Annotated in this window: 14 protein-coding genes; 9 read left to right on the top strand and 5 right to left on the bottom strand. The window is 70.7% G+C overall.

Features of this window, described 5'->3' with window-relative positions; all coding sequences use genetic code 11:
- Positions 1-392: 392 nt before the first annotated feature.
- From MTF69_RS11630 to rarD, 5 genes are all read left to right on the top strand, one after another.
- Entirely contained in the window at positions 393-1,703 is a 1,311-nt protein-coding gene (locus tag MTF69_RS11630) for a sensor histidine kinase (RefSeq protein ID WP_243333292.1), read from the top strand.
- A gap of 323 nt (positions 1,704-2,026) precedes the next feature.
- On the top strand, positions 2,027-2,686 hold the full coding sequence (locus MTF69_RS11625) for a response regulator transcription factor (RefSeq protein WP_308313410.1): 660 nt from the start codon (positions 2,027-2,029) through the stop codon (positions 2,684-2,686).
- 144 nt (positions 2,687-2,830) lie between these two features.
- Positions 2,831-4,834 carry a 2-oxoacid:acceptor oxidoreductase subunit alpha gene (locus tag MTF69_RS11620; RefSeq protein WP_243333289.1) on the top strand — a complete coding sequence of 668 codons (2,004 nt, stop codon included), beginning with the start codon at positions 2,831-2,833 and terminating at the stop codon, positions 4,832-4,834.
- Entirely contained in the window at positions 4,827-5,894 is a 1,068-nt protein-coding gene (locus MTF69_RS11615) for a 2-oxoacid:ferredoxin oxidoreductase subunit beta (protein ID WP_243333287.1), read from the top strand. The genes MTF69_RS11620 and MTF69_RS11615 overlap by 8 nt, the downstream gene beginning before the upstream one ends.
- 185 nt (positions 5,895-6,079) lie before the next feature.
- On the top strand, positions 6,080-7,075 hold the full coding sequence (gene rarD / locus MTF69_RS11610) for an EamA family transporter RarD (protein ID WP_243333285.1): 996 nt from the start codon (positions 6,080-6,082) through the stop codon (positions 7,073-7,075).
- Positions 7,076-7,195: 120 nt separating this feature from the next.
- Here rarD and MTF69_RS11605 read toward each other — a convergent pair whose 3' ends face one another.
- A complete protein-coding gene (locus MTF69_RS11605) occupies positions 7,196-7,603 on the bottom strand; it encodes a DUF6193 family natural product biosynthesis protein (protein ID WP_243333283.1) in 408 nt (135 codons plus the stop codon).
- 192 nt (positions 7,604-7,795) lie between these two features.
- Here MTF69_RS11605 and MTF69_RS11600 point away from each other — a divergent pair, with 192 nt between their 5' ends.
- Positions 7,796-9,112: a M28 family metallopeptidase gene (locus tag MTF69_RS11600; protein ID WP_243333281.1), complete on the top strand. Its 1,317-nt coding sequence runs from the start codon at positions 7,796-7,798 to the stop codon at positions 9,110-9,112.
- A 98-nt stretch (positions 9,113-9,210) separates the two neighbouring features.
- On the opposite strand, the gene MTF69_RS11595 is transcribed toward MTF69_RS11600, so the two are convergent.
- The 3 genes from MTF69_RS11595 to MTF69_RS11585 all read right to left on the bottom strand — a co-directional run bounded on the left by MTF69_RS11595 (position 9,211) and on the right by MTF69_RS11585 (position 11,167).
- The gene (locus MTF69_RS11595) at positions 9,211-9,627 is read right to left on the bottom strand and encodes a hypothetical protein (RefSeq protein WP_243333280.1); all 417 of its coding nucleotides are present in this window, start codon (positions 9,625-9,627) and stop codon (positions 9,211-9,213) included.
- Positions 9,624-9,827, bottom strand: coding sequence for a ribbon-helix-helix domain-containing protein (locus MTF69_RS11590; RefSeq protein WP_239516343.1), 204 nt, complete (start codon positions 9,825-9,827; stop codon positions 9,624-9,626). The genes MTF69_RS11595 and MTF69_RS11590 overlap by 4 nt, the downstream gene beginning before the upstream one ends.
- Before the next feature lie 98 nt (positions 9,828-9,925).
- Positions 9,926-11,167, bottom strand: a complete 1,242-nt coding sequence (locus MTF69_RS11585) for a sigma-E factor regulatory protein RseB domain-containing protein (protein WP_243333278.1) — start codon at positions 11,165-11,167, stop codon at positions 9,926-9,928.
- Between the two features lie 459 nt (positions 11,168-11,626).
- Between MTF69_RS11585 and MTF69_RS11580 the strand changes: the two genes are divergently transcribed.
- On the top strand, positions 11,627-13,267 hold the full coding sequence (locus MTF69_RS11580; RefSeq protein ID WP_243333276.1) for an IS200/IS605 family accessory protein TnpB-related protein: 1,641 nt from the start codon (positions 11,627-11,629) through the stop codon (positions 13,265-13,267).
- Positions 13,268-13,317: 50 nt separating this feature from the next.
- Here the strand turns inward: MTF69_RS11580 and MTF69_RS11575 are convergent, their stop codons facing one another.
- On the bottom strand, positions 13,318-14,328 hold the full coding sequence (locus MTF69_RS11575) for a polyprenyl synthetase family protein (RefSeq protein WP_243333274.1): 1,011 nt from the start codon (positions 14,326-14,328) through the stop codon (positions 13,318-13,320).
- 212 nt (positions 14,329-14,540) lie between these two features.
- On the opposite strand from MTF69_RS11575, the gene MTF69_RS11570 reads away from it, so the two are divergent.
- Both MTF69_RS11570 and MTF69_RS11565 read left to right on the top strand, forming a co-directional pair.
- On the top strand, positions 14,541-16,058 hold the full coding sequence (locus tag MTF69_RS11570) for a peptide MFS transporter (RefSeq protein ID WP_243333272.1): 1,518 nt from the start codon (positions 14,541-14,543) through the stop codon (positions 16,056-16,058).
- Between the two features lie 65 nt (positions 16,059-16,123).
- The gene (locus tag MTF69_RS11565; RefSeq protein WP_243333820.1) at positions 16,124-18,130 is read left to right on the top strand and encodes a CocE/NonD family hydrolase; all 2,007 of its coding nucleotides are present in this window, start codon (positions 16,124-16,126) and stop codon (positions 18,128-18,130) included.
- Positions 18,131-18,535 lie beyond the last annotated feature (405 nt).

Genomic DNA, 18,535 nt, shown 5'->3' with positions numbered 1-18,535 from the left:
GACCGGGGCCGGGACCGCGGGACGAGGACCCCGGGGCGACCCCGGGCGGTGATCCCGGCCTGGCCCCGGCCCCCGGCCGCTGGCCCTGGCCTCCTCCGGTCAGCGGCTCCGATGGCCGTCGCGGCGGGACCGGGGCCGGGCCCCCGGGGCCGGGACCCCGGGACCCCGGGACGGCCGGGACCGCGGGCCGGGACCCTGGGGCGGCTCCGGGGCGGGACCCCGGCCAGGCCCCGGCCGCTGGCCCTGGGCGCTGCCCCCGCCCCCGCCCCGCCCCCCGCGGCGGGTGGGGTGGGGTTAACCCCCCGGGGGAGAGGCCGACCTGCCGGATGGTTGCGGCAGGGGGGTGGGCGGGAGGGTGGGGGGACACAGTGGATGAAGGGCGGGTTGGCGATATGGGTAGCGGCGCACACAGCGGCAGCGGGTTCGGCAGGGTGGTGCGGGCTCCCTTCGAGGGGCGGACCTGGCGGGAGTTCGGGTACCTGATGCTCGGGCTGCCGCTCAGCACCCTGTACTTCTCGCTCGCCATCACCGGCGTCAGCCTCGGCGCCGGGCTGCTCGTCACCTTCCTCGGGGTCCCGGTGCTGGCCGGGGTGCTGGCCATGTGCCGCGGGTTCGGGCGGGTGGAGCGGGCCCGGGTGCGCGGGATGCTCGGCCACGACATCGCCGAGCCCGCGCCGATCCGGGCGGAGAAGGGCGGGGCGATCGCCCGGATGGGGGCGCTGCTCAAGAGCGGGAGCGCCTGGCGGCACGTGCTGTACTCGGTGATCCACTTCCCGTGGGCGGTGTTCGCCTTCTGCGTGGCCCTGACGTTCTGGGCCTACGGGTGGGCCATGCTGCTCTACCCGCTCTGGTTCTGGGTGTTCCCGGCGTTCACCGACCAGCCGGGGCTGCAGCTCTTCCAGAACGACGACTACGCCTTCTACCTGGACTCCCCGCTCGCGATCGCGGCGACCTGCGCGACCGGGCTCGCCCTCACCCTCGCCACCCCCTGGGTGGTCCGCGCCCTGACCACCGTGGACCGGGTGCTCGTCTGCGGGCTGCTCGGGCCGTCACGGCTCGCGCACCGGGTCAGCGAGCTGGAGTCCGACCGGGGTGTCGTGGTCGACACCGCGGCGGCCGACCTGCGGCGCATCGAGCGCGATCTGCACGACGGGGCGCAGGCGCGGCTGGTGGCGCTGGCCATGGACCTGGGGCTGGCGAAGGAGAAGCTGACGGAGGACCCGCGGGCCGCCGCCCGCATGGTGGACGAGGCGCACGGCGAAGTGAAGATCGCTCTGCAGGAGCTGCGGGACCTGGCCCGCGGGATCCACCCGGCGGTGCTGACCGACCGGGGGCTGGACGCGGCCCTGTCCTCGGTGGCCTCGCGGTGCGCGGTGCCCGTACGGGTGGCCGTGGACCTGCCCTCGCGGCCGGCGGCGGCGATCGAGGGGATCGCGTACTTCACGGTGTCGGAGCTGCTGCAGAACGTGAGCAAGCACGCGAGGGCCCGTACGGCCGGGGTCGACGTGTGGAAGTCGGGCGAGCGGCTGCTGATCCAGGTGGCCGACGACGGTGTCGGCGGGGCCGACGCGGTGGCCGGATCGGGACTGGCGGGGCTGGCCGAGCGGCTCGACGCCGTGGACGGGGTGCTCGTCGTGGACTCCCCCGCCGGTGGCGGCACGACCGTGACCGCGGAACTCCCCTGGCGGACCGCCACCGCCTGAAACGCACCCTCCGATGACGTGACGTGTCGTGTCGTGGCGTGACCGCACGGATGCCCCGCCCCGGGAGCAGCCGTGCGGTCACATGTCATGTCCTCCCGTCGCCCCCACCCCGGTGCCGTTCGGCCCCTGCTCGGCGGGGGCCAAAGCCCTGACTTGGGGACGGGGGTGGCTCAGTGGGGCGCCCAGGGCCGAAAACAGCCGGTACGGGGGCACGCGTTGATCGCGCTCCGGATATATCCGGGCTCAAGACTGGGATGCTTGGCTGAGTCAGGGAAACACGGGGCATGAGCGGACGCGGGAGCAGCGAAGTCGTGGAAGACAGGGTGCGGGTGGTCATCGCCGAGGATTCAGTGCTGCTGCGTGAGGGCCTGACCCGGTTGCTGACCGACCGGGGGCATGACGTCGTCGCGGGCGTCGGGGACGCGGAAGCCCTGATCAAGACGGTGGCGGAGCTGGCGGCCGAGAACGCGCTGCCGGACGTGGTGGTCGCCGACGTGCGGATGCCGCCCACACACACCGACGAGGGCGTACGGGCCGCCGTACGGCTGCGGCGCGATCACCCCGGCATAGGTGTGCTCGTGCTGTCCCAGTACGTGGAGGAGCAGTACGCCACCGAACTGCTGGCCGGGTCCAGTACCGGGGTGGGGTACCTGCTGAAGGACCGGGTGGCCGATGTGCGCGAGTTCCTCGACGCCGTCGTCCGCGTCGCCCGGGGCGGTACCGCCCTGGACCCGGAGGTCGTCGCGCAGCTGCTCGGCCGCAGCCGCAAGCAGGACGTGCTGGCGGGGCTGACCCCGCGCGAGCGCGAGGTGCTCGGGCTGATGGCCGAGGGGCGGACCAATTCCGCGGTGGCCAAGCAGCTGGTGGTGAGCGACGGCGCGGTGGAGAAGCACGTCAGCAACATCTTCATGAAGCTGGGCCTGTCACCCAGTGACGGGGATCACCGGCGCGTGCTGGCCGTTCTCACCTACCTAAGATCTTGATCAACTGACACTCTGTCAGGTAAGGCCGGATTCGGACAGACCGCCGAAGGGGCGGTCCAGAAAATGAGCACCCCGGGGAACGGATCCCTACGGACGTAGGGTGGGAATCGGGCAGTGCTCACGCCTCGAAGGAGGTCCAGTTCAGTGACCAGCCAGGTCAGTAGCCCAGCCGAACAGTCCGACGGGGCCGAAGGCGCAGTCGTCGGCGAGCAGCGGACGTCCCCGGGCCCGAACGGTGACTCCCCGGGCCACGGCGCCCACGGTGGAGACACCGGACCCGCCGGGGGCGCCGGGACGAAGGAAGTACGCCGCCTCGATCGGGTGATCATCCGCTTCGCGGGTGACTCCGGTGACGGAATGCAGCTCACCGGTGACCGTTTCACCTCGGAGACCGCCTCCTTCGGCAACGACCTCTCGACGCTCCCGAACTTCCCGGCCGAGATCAGGGCGCCCGCAGGCACCCTCCCCGGTGTGTCGTCCTTCCAGCTGCACTTCGCCGACCACGACATCCTGACGCCGGGCGACGCCCCGAACGTCCTGGTGGCGATGAACCCGGCGGCGCTGAAGGCGAACATCGCGGACGTGCCGCGCGGCGCGGAGATCATCGTCAACACCGACGAGTTCACCAAGCGCCCGATGGCCAAGGTCGGCTACGAGACCTCCCCGCTGGAAGACGGCTCGCTGGACGCCTACAACGTCCACCCGGTGCCGCTGACCAGCCTCACCGTCGAGGCGCTGAAGGACTTCGGGCTCTCCCGCAAGGAGGCCGAGCGCAGCAAGAACATGTTCGCGCTCGGGCTGCTGTCCTGGATGTACCACCGGCCCACCGAGGGCACCGAGACCTTCCTGCGGCAGAAGTTCGCGAAGAAGCCCCAGATCGCGGAGGCGAACGTCACCGCCTTCCGGGCCGGCTGGAACTTCGGCGAGACCACCGAGGACTTCGCCGTCTCCTACGAGGTGGCCCCGGCCACCCGCGCCTTCCCGCCCGGCACCTACCGCAACATCTCGGGGAACCTCGCCCTGTCCTACGGGCTGATCGCGGCGGGCCAGCAGGCCGATCTGCCGCTCTACCTGGGCTCGTACCCGATCACCCCGGCCTCGGACATCCTGCACGAGCTGAGCCGGCACAAGAACTTCGGCGTACGCACCTTCCAGGCCGAGGACGAGATCGCCGGCATCGGCGCGGCGCTGGGCGCGGCCTTCGGCGGCGCGCTCGCCGTGACCACCACCTCCGGCCCGGGCGTGGCCCTGAAGTCCGAGACGATCGGGCTGGCGGTCTCCCTGGAGCTGCCGCTGCTGATCGTGGACATCCAGCGCGGCGGCCCGTCGACGGGTCTGCCGACCAAGACCGAGCAGGCCGACCTGCTCCAGGCGATGTACGGGCGCAACGGCGAGGCCCCGGTGCCGATCGTGGCCCCGCGCACGCCGGCGGACTGCTTCGACGCCGCGCTGGACGCGGCCCGGATCGCGCTGACCTACCGGACCCCGGTGTTCCTGCTCTCCGACGGGTACCTCGCCAACGGCTCCGAGCCCTGGCGGATCCCGGACGTGGCGGACCTGCCGGACCTGAAGGTCCAGTTCGCCTCCGGACCGAACCACGAGCTCGCGGACGGCACCGAGGTCTTCTGGCCGTACAAGCGCGATCCGCAGACCCTGGCCCGCCCGTGGGCGGTCCCGGGCACGCCGGGGCTGGAGCACCGGATCGGCGGCATCGAGAAGCAGGACGGCACGGGCAACATCTCGTACGACCCGGCCAACCACGAGTTCATGGTCCGCACCCGCCAGGCCAAGATCGACGGCATCGAGGTCCCCGACCTGGAGGTCGACGACCCGGACGGCGCGCGGGCCCTGGTGATCGGCTGGGGCTCGACGTACGGGCCGATCACGGCGGCCGTACGGCGGCTGCGGATCGCCGGGATCCCCATCGCGCAGGCCCACCTGCGCCACCTCAACCCCTTCCCGAGGAATCTGGGAGAGGTCCTGAAGCGTTACGACAAGGTAGTGGTGCCGGAGATGAACCTCGGGCAGCTCGCGACCCTCCTGAGGGCGAAGTACCTGGTCGACGCGGCGTCGTACAACCAGGTGAACGGCATGCCGTTCAAGGCCGAGCAGCTCGCCAACCATCTCAAGGAGGCCATCAATGGCTGAGGTGACCGACAGCCCCTCCCTGCTCTCGCTGGTGCCCAAGGCGGCCGCCAAGCAGTCGATGAAGGACTTCAAGTCGGACCAGGAGGTCCGCTGGTGTCCCGGCTGCGGCGACTACGCGGTGCTCGCAGCCGTCCAGGGCTTCATGCCCGAGCTGGGGCTGGCGAAGGAGAACATCGTCTTCGTCTCCGGCATCGGCTGCTCCTCGCGCTTCCCGTACTACATGGACACCTACGGGATGCACTCGATCCACGGCCGCGCCCCGGCCATCGCCACGGGGCTGGCCACTTCGCGCCGCGACCTGTCGGTCTGGGTCGTCACCGGTGACGGGGACGCGCTGTCCATCGGCGGAAACCACCTGATCCACGCCCTGCGGCGCAACGTCAACCTCAAGATCCTGCTGTTCAACAACCGGATCTACGGGCTGACCAAGGGGCAGTACTCCCCCACCTCCGAGGTCGGCAAGATCACCAAGTCGACCCCGATGGGCTCGCTGGACGCGCCCTTCAACCCGGTCTCGCTGGCGATCGGCGCGGAGGCCTCCTTCGTGGCCCGTACGGTCGACTCCGACCGCAAGCACCTCACCGAGGTGCTGCGCGCGGCGGCCGACCACGAGGGCACGGCGCTGGTGGAGATCTACCAGAACTGCAACATCTTCAACGACGGCGCCTTCGAGGTCCTCAAGGACCGCGAGCAGGCCCAGGAGGCCGTGATCAGGCTGGAGCAGGGGCAGCCGATCCGCTTCGGCACGGACAACGCCAAGGGCGTCGTGCGCGACGTGGCCACCGGCGACCTGGAGGTCGTGACCGTGACCCCCGAGAACGAGTCCCGGATCCTGGTCCACGACGCCTCCTCGGCCTCCCCGACCAACGCGTTCGCGCTGTCCCGGCTGGCCGACCCCGACACGCTGCACCAGACGCCCATCGGGGTGTTCCGCAACGTGCGGCGGCCCGTCTACGACACGCTCATGGCCGAACAGCTGGAGACGGCCGTGGACCGCAGCGGCAAGGGCGACCTGGGCGCGCTGCTGAGCGGGAACGACACCTGGACCGTCGTCGGCTGAGCCGTCCGGCCGGCCGGCCACCGCACGCCTTCGAAGCCCGGACCCGCAGGAGGGTCCGGGCTTCGTCGTGTCCCGGCCGACCCGCGGACACCGAAGTGTCATGAGCATCTCGTCGAACGCTAATGACTTTCGGCGTGCTCGGCGCTACCGTCGTCAGGTTGGCTTGAAGTAGCTCTGGAGGTCCCTTGAAGGCAGAGAACGACCAGCGCGCGGGGTTGCTCTACGGCTTCGCCTCGTACGGAATGTGGGGGATCGTGCCCCTCTTCTGGCCGCTCCTCCAGCCCGCCGGAGCGATCGAGATCCTCGCCCACCGCATGGTGTGGTCCCTGGCCGTGGTCGGCCTGGCGCTGCTGGTCCTGCGGCGCTGGGGATGGATGGCGGAGCTGCTGCGCCAGCCGCGCAAGCTCGCCCTCACCGGGGTGGCCGCCGCCCTGGTCACCGTGAACTGGGGCGTCTACATCTGGGCCGTCAACAACGGCGCGGTCGTCGAGGCGAGCCTCGGCTACTTCATCAACCCCCTGGTCACCATCGCGCTCGGCGTTCTGGTCCTCGGCGAGCGCCTGCGCCGCACGCAGTGGGCGGCGGTCGCGATCGCCGTCACCGCCGTGCTGGTCCTCGCCGTCGGATACGGCCGGCCGCCGTGGATCTCGCTGATCCTGGCCTTCTCCTTCGCCCTGTACGGGCTGATCAAGAAGCAGCTCGGCATGGGCGGCCTGGAGTCGCTGACCGCCGAGACCGTGATCATGTTCCTGCCCGCCCTCGGCTACCTGCTGTGGCTCGGCTCGCAGGGCGAGTCCACCTTCACCACCCAGGGCCCGGGGCACGCCGCCCTGCTGGCCTCGGCCGGGCTGGTCACCGCGATCCCGCTGATCTGCTTCGGCGCGGCCGCGATCCGGGTCCCGCTGTCCACGCTCGGGCTGCTCCAGTACATGGCCCCGGTCTTCCAGTTCGGCCTCGGCGTCCTGTACTTCCACGAGGCCATGCCGCCCGCGCGCTGGGCCGGCTTCTCCCTGGTCTGGGTCGCCCTCTCGATCCTCACCTGGGACGCCCTGCGCACCGCCCGCCGCTCCCGGGCCCTGCGCCTGGAGGCCCTGTCGGCGTCCCTGCCGAGCCCCCTCGCGAGCCCCCTCCCGAACCCTCTCCCGAACCCTCTCCCGACCCCGGCGCGCGAGAGCGCGTAACACCGCTCGGAGCATCGACGGGCGCGTCTTCGGACGCGCCCGTCCGCATGTCCCCGCTCCCTGCACCCCCTCCGCCCCCTCCCGCACCTCCCCTCCCGCACCTCCCCCTCCGCCCCGGGCCTACCCCTCCATCGGCAGCCCCGTGGTGGCGAGCCGGAGGCCCGGCGGTACGTGCGCGACCACCAGGTCCACGGCCTCCCCGGCCGTGGCGACCTCGCCGACCTCCCCGGCGGGATCGCGCCGCACGACGCGGAACCGCCCGTCGGGCAGCGGGATCACGAAGGGGACCGCCACCTCGTAGGGGAAGCGGGTCGTGCTGCTGAAGTGCACGTGGCAATGGCTCGTGTACGGGTAGAGCTGCCGTAGAACCGGGTCCTCGTGGGCCGCATCCAGCACCGCGATGGTGCCGAGGTGCCAGACCTTCGGACCGAGGTGCTCCAGGCGCTCCAGGCGGTCCGCCCATGCCCGCCGCGCGCCGAGCCACTGCGCCTCGACGACCGCCGCACGGGTCTCTTCGTTCACATTCATCCCCCCAGTGTGCTCCCGCCCCGGCCCCACAGGCGGCTCCGTCCGCTTTCCGAACGGGTGTGACCGGATTGAGGTCTTGACGGACTGTCATGCTCTCGCTGACCATCAGGCTCGCACTGACGCACGTTGCTCACTTGTTCTACCCCGCACGTTTCCGCACACATCCCCAGTACGGAATCCCGGAGCCCCCACATGAGCCTGTCCGTCTCCCGGCGCCTCGCCACCGTGACCGCCTTCGCGGTCGCCGGCCTGTTCGCCGCCACCGCCCCCGCTGCGCTCGCCTCGCCGGCCTCGGTCGCCGCGGCGCCCACGCCGCCCGACATCCCGCTCGCCAACGTCAAGGCGCACCTGACGCAGTTGCAGTCGATCGCCACCGCCAACGGCGGCAACCGCGCCCACGGCAGGGCCGGTTACAAGGCCTCGATCGACTACGTGAAGGCCAAGCTGGACGCGGCCGGTTTCACGACCAGCCTGCAGACCTTCACCTCCGGCGGCGCCACCGGCTACAACCTGATCGCCGACTGGCCGGGCGGCGACCCGGGCTCGGTCCTGATGTCCGGCGCGCACCTCGACTCGGTGACCTCCGGCGCGGGCATCAACGACAACGGCTCCGGCAGCGCGGCCGTGCTGGAAACCGCGCTCGCCGTCTCCCGGGCCGGCCTCACGCCCACGAAGCACCTGCGCTTCGGCTGGTGGGGCGCGGAGGAGCTCGGCCTGATCGGGTCGAAGGCCTACGTCAACAGCCTGCCGACCGCCGAGCGGGCGAAGTTCGCCGGGTACCTGAACTTCGACATGATCGGCTCGCCGAACCCGGGCTACTTCGTCTACGACGACGACCCGACGATCGAGCAGACCTTCAAGAACTACTACGCGGGCCTCGGCGTCCCCACGGAGATCGAGACCGAGGGCGACGGCCGCTCCGACCACGCGTCCTTCAAGAACGTCGGCATCCCCGTCGGCGGCCTGTTCACCGGCGCCAGCAACACAAAGTCGGCGGCCCAGGCGCAGAAGTGGGGCGGCACCTCCGGTCAGGCCTTCGACCGCTGCTACCACTCCTCCTGCGACAACACGTCGAACATCAACGACACCGCCCTGGACCGCAACTCCGACGCCATCGCCTACGCGATCTGGAACCTCGGGTTCGCCGTCCCGGTCCCGCCGGGCCCGTCCTTCGAGAACACGGCCGACGTGAACATCCCGGACTCCCCGGCCGCCGCGGTGAACTCGCCGATCACGGTCTCGGGCGTCACGGGCAACGCCCCGGCCACCACCAAGGTCGACGTGAACATCGTCCACCCCTACATCGGTGATCTGGTGGTCGACCTGGTCGCCCCCGACGGCACCCTGTACAACCTGCACAACCGCACCGGCGGCAGCGCGGACAACATCGTCAAGTCCGTCACGGTCAACGCCTCCTCCGAGGTCGCCAACGGCGTGTGGAAGCTCCAGGCCAAGGACGTGGCCGCGCAGGACGTCGGCTACATCAACAGCTGGAAGATCACCTTCTAAGACGCCAACCCGCCAAGTGGTCCAGTCCTTTGGGGCTCCGGTGTGATCCGATCGGGATCATGCCGGAGCTCCTCGCTGCACTGTTCGTGCCGCGTGTCCTACGAGTCCTGCGCGAGGCCCCGTAGCGAGGCCGACAGCGGTTCCTGGATCCGGGCCCGCAGCTCCTGCGCGACCGCTGCGACATCGGCGCGGCCTAGCTTCGCGGCCTCCACCAGATCGCCGAGTTCCTCCGGCGAGGGCAGCTGCTTGGCACCGGCGACCCGCAGGTACGAGCGGGTGGCGGCGGCGGCGTAGAACTCGTTCATCGGGGATTCCAGCGCCGGGCACACCGCGAGGGTGTGCAGAAACGCGGCGGCCCGCCACGCGGTGTCCGGGGCGGGCTGTTCGGGGACCAGGACGAGGTCGTTCTGGTGGCGGGCCACGGCGGCGGCCACTCCGGAGGGATCCCACACGGCGGGATCTGACGGGAGATGGTGGGCCAGAGCGGTCCAGGCCCACTCCATGGTGATCTTCAATGCCCGAACCGCTCCTGGAAGTAGCCCCAGTGGTCGGCGAACTCCTCGATTCCGGACAGGAAGTTCTTCCGGTCCTCGTCGAGCTCGCGTTCCGTGACTTCGGTGATCAGAGCGGTGACCGTCGTGCCCAGGGCCGCCGCACGCGCCTTCAGGCGTTCGTGGAACTCTTCTTCCAGGCGGATGGTGACGTGTCTCGACATGCTTTTCACGGTACAGCGGGGCCGCTGTACACAGGGCCGGAACGGCCCAAGGGTGGGCAGGGACACAGTCCCCGCCCACCCTTGGACACCCGCTGCGGTTACTTGTTGGCGTCGGCCGCCTTCACCAGCTCGGCCTTGGTGACCGCGCCGACGTAGACCTTGCCGTCGTCCGTGATCAGCGCGTTGACCACGCGGGTCTTCAGGACGCGGCCCTCGCCGAACTTCCCGGAGACCTTCTCCCCGAGCGCGTCGAGGAACTGCGAGGCGCCCTTCGGCGCGTTCTCGTCCTTCGCCGCGTCGTCGAGGCCCTTGAGGGTGTTGTTCGCGCCGGTCTCGATCCGGGCGATCGAGGTCCAGCCCTCGCCGAGGACCTTCGGCTCGCCGTTGACGCCCTCGGCGCCGCCCGTCAGGCCGCCCAGACCCGGGATGGCCTCCAGGGCGTCCAGACCCTTGTCCTTGCCGTCCTTGCCACCCTTTCCGTGCTCGCCAGCCGCGCCCTCGGTCACCTTGGCGTCCTTGGGCGGGGTGAAGGCGAAGGTGTCGGCGGCGGGCTTGGAGAAGTCCACCTTGGTGAAGCCGGCGTCCACGATCGGCTTGCCGCCGTCGGTGGAGAGCACCTGCACGCGCAGCGGCATGCCCTTCTTCGCGTCCACCGCGATCTTCACCGAGGAGACCGTCGAACCGGTCCCCTTCGGCTTCAGGACCAGCTGGTAGGCGTCGCGCCCGGCCACCTGGGCCGTGTCCCCGACGCTGACGTCGGTGGTCGGTCCGGCGGCCTTCAGGACCTCCTGGGCGATCTCCTGCGGGGAGGCGGGGAGTCCGTCGCCGGTCTTGCGCTCGGAGCTCTTGCCGCCCTTGTCCGCATCCGACGTGTCGGTGGGCGCCTTCTCGTGGAAGACCTCCTTCGACTTGGAGTCGTATCCCCAGACGTCGTCGCCGTTGTGGACGAGGCTGTACTCGTCCTTGCCGTCCACGAAGGTCAGCTTCTGGCGGTCCGGGCCGTCGGCGGCCACCCGGAAGGTGTGGGTGCCGCTCACCAGCTGGGCGAGCTTGTCCTGCGGGTCCGCGGAGCCGCCGGTCACGCCGCCACCGCCGCCCAGCAGGCCGGCCGGAAGGCTCGGCAGGCCCAGGTCCGTGCTGATCTTGGCGCTGCCGGACAGCTGCTGCACGTCCGAGGCCGCGATCTTCTCGATGAGCTGCTGGGCCGTCACCTTCGGAAGGTCCGGTCCCCCGGCGTTCGCGAAGGCCGGAACCATCGCGATCGTGCCGGCGACCACACCGAACACCGCGACCGGTACGGCGTACCGAGCAGCCTTGCGGGTCTTTGCGTTCGTTGCCATGTCTGTCTGCCCTACCTCTGTGTGTACGGCGGCGACCTACCCGTCTTGCAGTCGTCGACAAGCACGACCACGTCCACCCCGCGCCGCCACTCTCACCCGATCTGGTGGGGATGTAGCTCTATCTGACCAAAGAGGAGGGGGTCGCGGCGTCAGCCCCCGGAGCCAACTGTGCGTACGCCCCTGGGATGACATGACGAGGGCCCGGCCTCCCCCACCCCTAGGGGTAGGGCACTGCTGGTTCATTTGTTCACTCTTGTGAGCGATGGTCCATGTGGGTGAGTGTCGTTACGGTCGGGTGTATGGATCTCAAGGAGTCGGCGAAGACGCGGGGTGTACATCCCCAGAATGCGTATCGCTGGTTCCGTGAGGGCAGTTCGCTGACGTCGTCTCGTGCCCGCTTGTACGGACAGCGTTCCGCAAGGAACCGGGCGCACAGGACGCTGGAGGCGGCGGCCGGGGATGGCTGAGCCAGCCAAGAAGTTGCGCACTATCGCTCCCTCCTTTGTGGCGCTCGGTCCGTCCGGTGTGGCGGTACGCGACCGCCTCAAGCACCTGAGTACCGAGGACGAGGAAGTCCTCCACCTGGTGGGCGCGCATCAGGGCGCTCTGGCTTCCCGTGACCTCAAGCAACGGTGCGCGGACGGCCCCGACCACTCCGCCGACACGTGGGCGGCCCGCAAGCGGGGGCTGACGGGGGAGTCCTCTTCGCGGATCGCGGGGGCGATCACCAAGGCCAGCCACGATCAGTGGGCACTCGCCCGCCGCTGCCAGGCCGCGCACATCCAGAACCTGGACGCCGGCATCAAGACACTGAAGCATCGCCTGTCCCTGTCCATCAGGGAGAAGGGCACCAAGCGGGCTGGGGGCGGATACCGCTCCAAGAGCGAGTGGTTCAACAAGTCCCGCCGTCTCATCGTCCTGGAGGCGCGCCATGAAGCCGCTCTCACAGACTGGCGGGCGGGTCGGGTCCGGGTGGTGCGGGGTGGGAAGCGGCCGGCGAACACCCGGCACAACCTGGCCGAGGCCCAACTCACGGAGGAGCAGTGGCGTGCCCGCTGGGAAGCCGCACGCTGGTTTCTCGCCGCTGATGGCGAGTCCGGGAAGCGGTTCGGGAACGAGACGATCCGCGTCACCCCCGACGGCGAGGTGTCGGTCAAACTGCCCGCCCCTCTCACACACCTGGCCAACGCCACACATGGGCGGTACGTCCTGGCCTGCCGGATCGCGTTCGCGCATCGGGGCGTGGAATGGGCCGACCGCATCGAAGCGAACCGGGCCGTGGCCTATCGCATCCACCTGGACGTCGCACGCGGCCGCTGGTACCTGACGGCCTCCTGGCAATACCCCGTCGTCCAGACGGTCCCGCTCGCCACGGCACGCGCGAAGGGCATGGTCGGGGTCGATACCAACGCCGATCACTTCGCCGCCTACCAACTCGACCCGCACGGCAACCCTGTGGGCGAGCCACAGCGCTTCCCCTACGACCTGTCCGGTACTGCCGATCACCGCGACGCGCAGATCCGCCACGCCATCACCCAGGTACTGCACTGGGCCAGGCAAGTGGGCGTCAACGCCATCGCTATCGAGGACCTCGACTTCACGACCGAGAAGACCCGCGAGAAGCACGGCGGCAGGAAACGCTTCCGGCAGCTGATCTCCGGCATCCCGACCGGCAAGCTCAAGGCCCGACTCGTATCGATGACCGCTGAGCACGGCCTCGCCGTCGTCGCGGTCGATCCCGCGTACACCTCCCAGTGGGGAGGCCGGCACTGGCAGAAGCCGCTGGCCACCCCGCGCCGAAAGATGTCCCGTCACGATGCCGCAGGTATCGCGATCGGGCGACGCGCCCTCGGACACCCGATCCGGCGTCGGACAGCACCGCCCCGTAGCGACCAGAGCGATCGCTACGGGCATCGGACCGTCCAGGCCGCACCGGGTACCCAGGGGCGTGAGGGAAACCGCCCACCCGCAACGGATCACGCCCCCAGAGACGTGCCGCCGAGCGGGAAGAGAAAGCGGGGACCCAGTGCATCCAAAACCGTTCGGGATGCGCCCAGTACGCGTGAGTGGGTCCAGGACTCACTCACGCGTACTGGCTAGGAACGGTTGCCGGGCCCTCGCCCCTGCACTCGGTGTTGCGGACTCCGCCGTCAGCCCGCGCGGTGGACCACGGCGTCGCAGAGCTCCACCAGCGCCGACTTCGCGAAGCAGTCGGGCAGCGGGGCCAGCGTGGCCCGCGCCTCCTCCGCGTACCGCACGGTGTCCTTGCGGGCCTGCTCCAGGGCCGGGTGGACCCGCAGCCGGGCGAGCACCTCGGCGTGCCGGGCGTCGTCCGTCAGGTCGCCGTCCAGGAGCCGTACGAGCTCCAGGTCGTCGGGGTCGCCGCCCTGGGCCGCCATCTCCCGCAGCCGCAGGACCGGCAGCGTCGGGATGCCCTCGCGCAGGTCGGTGCCGGGGGTCTTGCCGGACTCGTGCGAGTCGGAGGCGATGTCGAGGACGTCGTCGGCGAGCTGGAAGGCGGTGCCGAGCCGCTCGCCGTACTGGGTCAGGATGTCGACGACCGCCTCGTCGGCGCCGGACATCATCGCGCCGAAGCGGCCGGAGACCGCGATCAGCGAGCCGGTCTTGCCGGCGATGACGTCGAGGTAGTGCTCGACGGGGTCGCGGCCGTCGCGCGGGCCGGCCGTTTCCAGGATCTGGCCCGTCACCAGCCGCTCGAACGCCTCGGCCTGGACCCGTACGGCCTCGGGGCCGAGGTCCGCCAGGATGTGCGAGGCGCGGGCGAACAGGAAGTCACCCGTCAGGACGGCCACGGCGTTGCCCCAGCGGGCGTTGGAGCTCTCCACGCCGCGGCGCACGTCCGCCTCGTCCATGACGTCGTCGTGGTAGAGCGTCGCCAGGTGGGTGAGCTCCACGACCACGGCGGAGGGGACGATCCCGGGCGCGTAGGGATCGCCGAACCGGGAGGCGAGCATCACCAGCAGCGGCCGGAAGCGCTTGCCGCCGGCGCGGACCAGGTGCTGTGCGGCCTCGGTGATGAAGGGGACTTCGCTCTTGGTGGCTTCCAGCAGACCCGCCTCGACGGCGGCCAGTCCGGCCTGGACATCGGTCTCAAGAGCCTGGTCCCGCACGCTCAGTCCGAACGGCCCGACGACGGTCACGAGGGGTACTCCTGTCTGCTGACGATCACCTTGACGATCACACGGATTGTCGATGTGTCGCTGCCATCACTCAAGCCAGCGTATCGGGTCTGTTTTCGATCACCCAGGGCGCCTGTCCGGCCACGGGCCGCGTACCGGTCGCGTACCGGCCGGGCAGCGCCCCATCCGCCCCGGTATGTTCTAGAGCAGCCGAAACAACCGGAGAATGCGTTTTGTCCAGAACTGCTACCGATATAGACGACTCCTCCGACCCGGAGGCCGACCAGCCGCCGCCCGGCGACGACCACGCCTTCCTCGGGCACCCCAGGGGCCTGGCCACGCTCTCCGGGCTGGAGGTCTGGGAGCGCTTCTCGTTCCTGGGCATGCAGGCCATCCTCGTCCTCTACTTCGCGGACACGGTGGCCAACGGCGGCCTGGGGATGAACCCGGGCACCGCGGCCTCCGTCTCGGCGGCCTACGGGACCATGGTCTACCTCGTCTCCGTCGCCGGCGGGTGGCTCGCCGACCGGATCCTCGGTTCGTACCGCGCCGTGCTCTGGGGCGGCATCCTGATCGCCTGCGGCCACTACGCCATGGCCGTGCCGACCGCCGCCATGACCTGGGTGGGCCTCGGCCTGATCAGCGCCGGCACCGGCCTGCTGAAGCCGAACGTGGCCAGCATGGTCGGCAAGCTGTACAGGACGGACGACGACCGGCGCGACGCCGGCTTCGCCCTCTACTACATGGGCATCAACATCGGCGCCTTCGCCGGTCCCCTGATCACCGCCTGGCTCGGCGAGCACCAGGGCTGGCACTGGGGCTTCTCGGCCGCCGCCATCGGGATGACCGCGGGCCTGATCCAGTACGTGGCCGGCCGCCGCCACCTGGCGGGACGCAAGCACTCCGCCGAGTTCGCGCTCGCGCCCGACGCGATGCGCTCGGCTGTGATGAAGATCATCGGCGGGATCCTGATCTTCGCCGTGCTCGCCACTCTTCTGGCGGTAGTGGGCTGGCTGACGATGGACCGCTTCGTCGACCTCCTCACCCTGATCTCGGTGATCGCACCGATCGTCTACTTCGCGATCATGTTCCGGAGCGACCGGGTGACGGCCGCCGAACGGGGGCGCCTGCGCCCGTACGTCGTGCTCTTCCTGGCCTCGGTCGCCTTCAACTTCATCCTCTTCCAGGCGTATTCGACGATGATGCTGCTCGCGTCGACGAACGCCCGCACCGAGATCCTCGGCTTCACCTTCCCGGCCGGCTGGTACGCCTCCGCGCTCGGCGCGTTCGAGGTGCTCCTGGCCCCGGTCGTCGCCGCGCTGTGGGTCCGGATGGGCCACAAACAGCCGCACGCGTCCAACAAGATCGCCATCGGCGTGATCCTGGGCGGCCTGTCCTTCCTCCTGATGGCCATCCCGACCTCGGGGCACAGCGGCGACACGTACAAGATGGCCGCCTGGTGGATCATCGGCTCCTACCTGCTGCTCGGCCTCGGCGACATCCTCCTCGAAACCTCCGGCATGTCGGCCACCACGAAGCTCGCCCCCAAGGCGTTCGCCAGCCAGACGATGGCCCTGTGGTTCCTCTCCCTCGCCCTGGCCAACGGCATCCAGGCCCAAGTCGTCAAGCTCTACGGCCAGGTCTCCAACCCCGCCTACTTCGGCGTCAACGGCGCCATCGCCGTCGCGGTGGGACTGGCCGTGATCGCGCTCGCGCCATGGCTCAAGCGCACGATGCACCCGGTCCACTGACCCCTGCTGTCCACTGCCCCCGGCTGTCCACTGACCCTCCCGAGGAGATGGGCGAGAGAACTCCGATGATCATCCGTACCGATTTTCCCTACGGGACCACCCACGAGGACGTCCGGATCCCCCTCCCGGACGGCACCCACCTCTACGCCCGCATCTGGCGGCCGGTCACCGACGAGCCCGTCCCGGCGCTGCTGGAGTACCTCCCGTACCGCCTCACCGACTGGACCGCCCCGCGCGACTGGCAGCGCCACCCCTGGTACGCGGGCCACGGCTACGCCTCCGTACGGGTCGACGTGCGCGGCCACGGCAACAGCGGCGGCGACCCGGGCGACGAGTACGACGCCCAGGAACTCGCCGACGGCGTCGCAGTCGTCGAATGGCTGGCGGCCCAGCCCTGGTGCACCGGCTCCGTGGGCATGTTCGGAATCTCCTGGGGCGGCTTCAACAGCCTGCAGATCGCCGCACTCGCCCCGGAACCCCTCAAGGCGATCGTGACGGTCTGCTCCACGGACGACCGCTTCGACAACGACGTCCACTACATGGGCGGCTCCCTCCTCGCCGTGGACATGCACGCGTGGGCGGCGACCATGCTCGCCTTCGCCTCCCGCCCCCCGGACCCCCTCTACGCGGGCGAGGGCTGGCGGACCCAATGGCTGTCCCGCCTCGGCGCGGTGGAACCCCTCCTCCACACCTGGCTCTCCCACCAGACCCGCGACGCGTACTGGCGCCACGGCAGCGTCTGCGAGGACTACGGCGCGATCGGCGCGGCCGTCCTCGCCGTCGGCGGCTGGCACGACCCGTACCGCGACACGGTGCTCCGCCTGGTCTCGGCCCTCCCCGCCGACCGGGTCCGCGGCCTGATCGGCCCCTGGTCGCACCAGTACCCCGACCGGGGACTGCCCCCGGGCCCCGCGATCGGTTTCCTCCAGGAGACCCTGCGGTGGTGGGACCACTGGCTCAAGGGCAAGGACACCGGCGTCATGTCCGAACCCCTCCTCCGCTCCTGGATCTCCGAGTCGCACCCGCCCGCGACCACCTACCCGACCCTGCCGGGCCGCTGGGTCGGCGACCCGTCCTGGCCCTCGCCGAACGTCGACCCCGTCACCTACGCCTTCCAGGGCTCCCCGGTGGTCGTGGCCTCCCCGCAGCACACGGGCGTGGACGCGGGCCGCTTCTTCCCCTTCGGCAACGACGCCGACCTGCCGCCGGACCAGCGCGAGGAGGACGCGAAGTCGGCCTGCTTCGAGTTCCCCGTCGGCGACGGCTCCGGCCCGGTGGAGATCCTGGGCCGCCCGGTGGTCCGCCTGCGCCTGCGCATGGACGTCCCGTACGGCCAGGTCGTGGCCCGCCTCTGCGACGTGGCCCCGGACGGCTCCTCCACCCTGGTCACCCGAGGCGCGCTGAACCTGTCCTCCCGACAGGGCCGCGACAAGGCGGCGCCGTGGCCGGTGGGCTCGTACGAGGACGTGACCTTCGCCCTGAACGGCATCGGCCACTCCTTCCCGCCCGGACACCGCATCCGCCTGGCCCTCTCCTCGGCCTACTGGCCATGGATCTGGCCCCGGGCCGGCTCGGAGGCGGGCTGGACCCTCGACCCGGCGGGCAGCGCGGTGGAACTCCCGGTCCGCGACCCGTCCTCCGACGAGGAGCCGATCCTCTTCGAGGCCCCGGAACAGTCGGAGCCACTAGGGGTCTCCTACCCGGCGACCCTGGACGCCCCTCGGCCGGAGCGGCTGGTCGTACGGGACGTCGCGCGCGGCCTGTGGCGCCTGGAGGTCGACCCCCGCTACGGCGGCACCCGGGTGTACCCGGACGGCCTGGAGTTCAGCGAGGACGCGCTGGAGGTCTACGAGATCCAGGAGGCGGACCCCTTGTCGGCCCGGACCCACTCCACCTGGACGGTGCGGCTCCACCGCCCAGAACTGGCCTGGGACGTCTCGGTGGTGACCCGCTCCGAAATCACGTGCGACGAGGGCGGCTTCCTCACGTCGAACGAGGTGGTGTGCCGCGAGGGCGACGAAGTCCTCTTCCACCGCACGTGGGAACGCCGCCTGCCGCGCGCGGCGGTGTAGCCGACTCCGGGGGCCCCGGTCAGCGCGGGCAGTGCTGCCGTCCTCGGCGTCCCCGTCGGCCACGGGTGGGTCGCCCTGCGGGGCGAAGTCCCCGCCCCGCCCTTCCACCGTTCCCCGGGCCGGCCCGGACCCGCGCCTCAAACGCCGGCGAGGCTGAAAGCGAGGCCCCGGGCTCCGCCCGGACCCCTGGGGCTCCGCCCCAGACCCCGGTCCTCAAACGCCGGACGGCTGGATTGGCGCGGGCGGGCCGGATTGACGCGGGCGGGCCGGATTGGCGCGGGCGGGCTGATAACCCCCTCCCGTCAGCGGGGCCGGGAGCGGCCCGGGACGGGGACGGGGGCGGGGTGGGGTGTCGGCCTGGACGTAAAGCGTGATTTGTGGCGCTGGCACACCCCGCGCCCTGTC

The organism is Streptomyces sp. AP-93 (genome assembly GCF_022808175.1).
In the GTDB taxonomy this organism is placed as follows: Bacteria; Actinomycetota; Actinomycetes; order Streptomycetales; family Streptomycetaceae; genus Streptomyces.
Note: the sequence above shows the minus strand (reverse complement) of the source record. Positions and strands in the feature narration are given on the sequence as shown.

What these genes read in the sequence shown, in the direction of transcription:
- MTF69_RS11630 (WP_243333292.1), top strand. Translation starts at nt 393, where the DNA reads ATGGGTAGCGGCGCACACAGCGGCAGCGGGTTCGGCAGGGTGGTGCGG.
- MTF69_RS11615 (WP_243333287.1), top strand. Translation starts at nt 4,827, where the DNA reads ATGGCTGAGGTGACCGACAGCCCCTCCCTGCTCTCGCTGGTGCCCAAG.
- MTF69_RS11605 (WP_243333283.1), bottom strand. Translation starts at nt 7,603, where the DNA reads ATGAATGTGAACGAAGAGACCCGTGCGGCGGTCGTCGAGGCGCAGTGG.
- MTF69_RS11600 (WP_243333281.1), top strand. Translation starts at nt 7,796, where the DNA reads ATGAGCCTGTCCGTCTCCCGGCGCCTCGCCACCGTGACCGCCTTCGCG.
- MTF69_RS11590 (WP_239516343.1), bottom strand. Translation starts at nt 9,827, where the DNA reads ATGTCGAGACACGTCACCATCCGCCTGGAAGAAGAGTTCCACGAACGC.
- MTF69_RS11585 (WP_243333278.1), bottom strand. Translation starts at nt 11,167, where the DNA reads ATGGCAACGAACGCAAAGACCCGCAAGGCTGCTCGGTACGCCGTACCG.
- MTF69_RS11580 (WP_243333276.1), top strand. Translation starts at nt 11,627, where the DNA reads ATGGCTGAGCCAGCCAAGAAGTTGCGCACTATCGCTCCCTCCTTTGTG.
- MTF69_RS11565 (WP_243333820.1), top strand. Translation starts at nt 16,124, where the DNA reads ATGATCATCCGTACCGATTTTCCCTACGGGACCACCCACGAGGACGTC.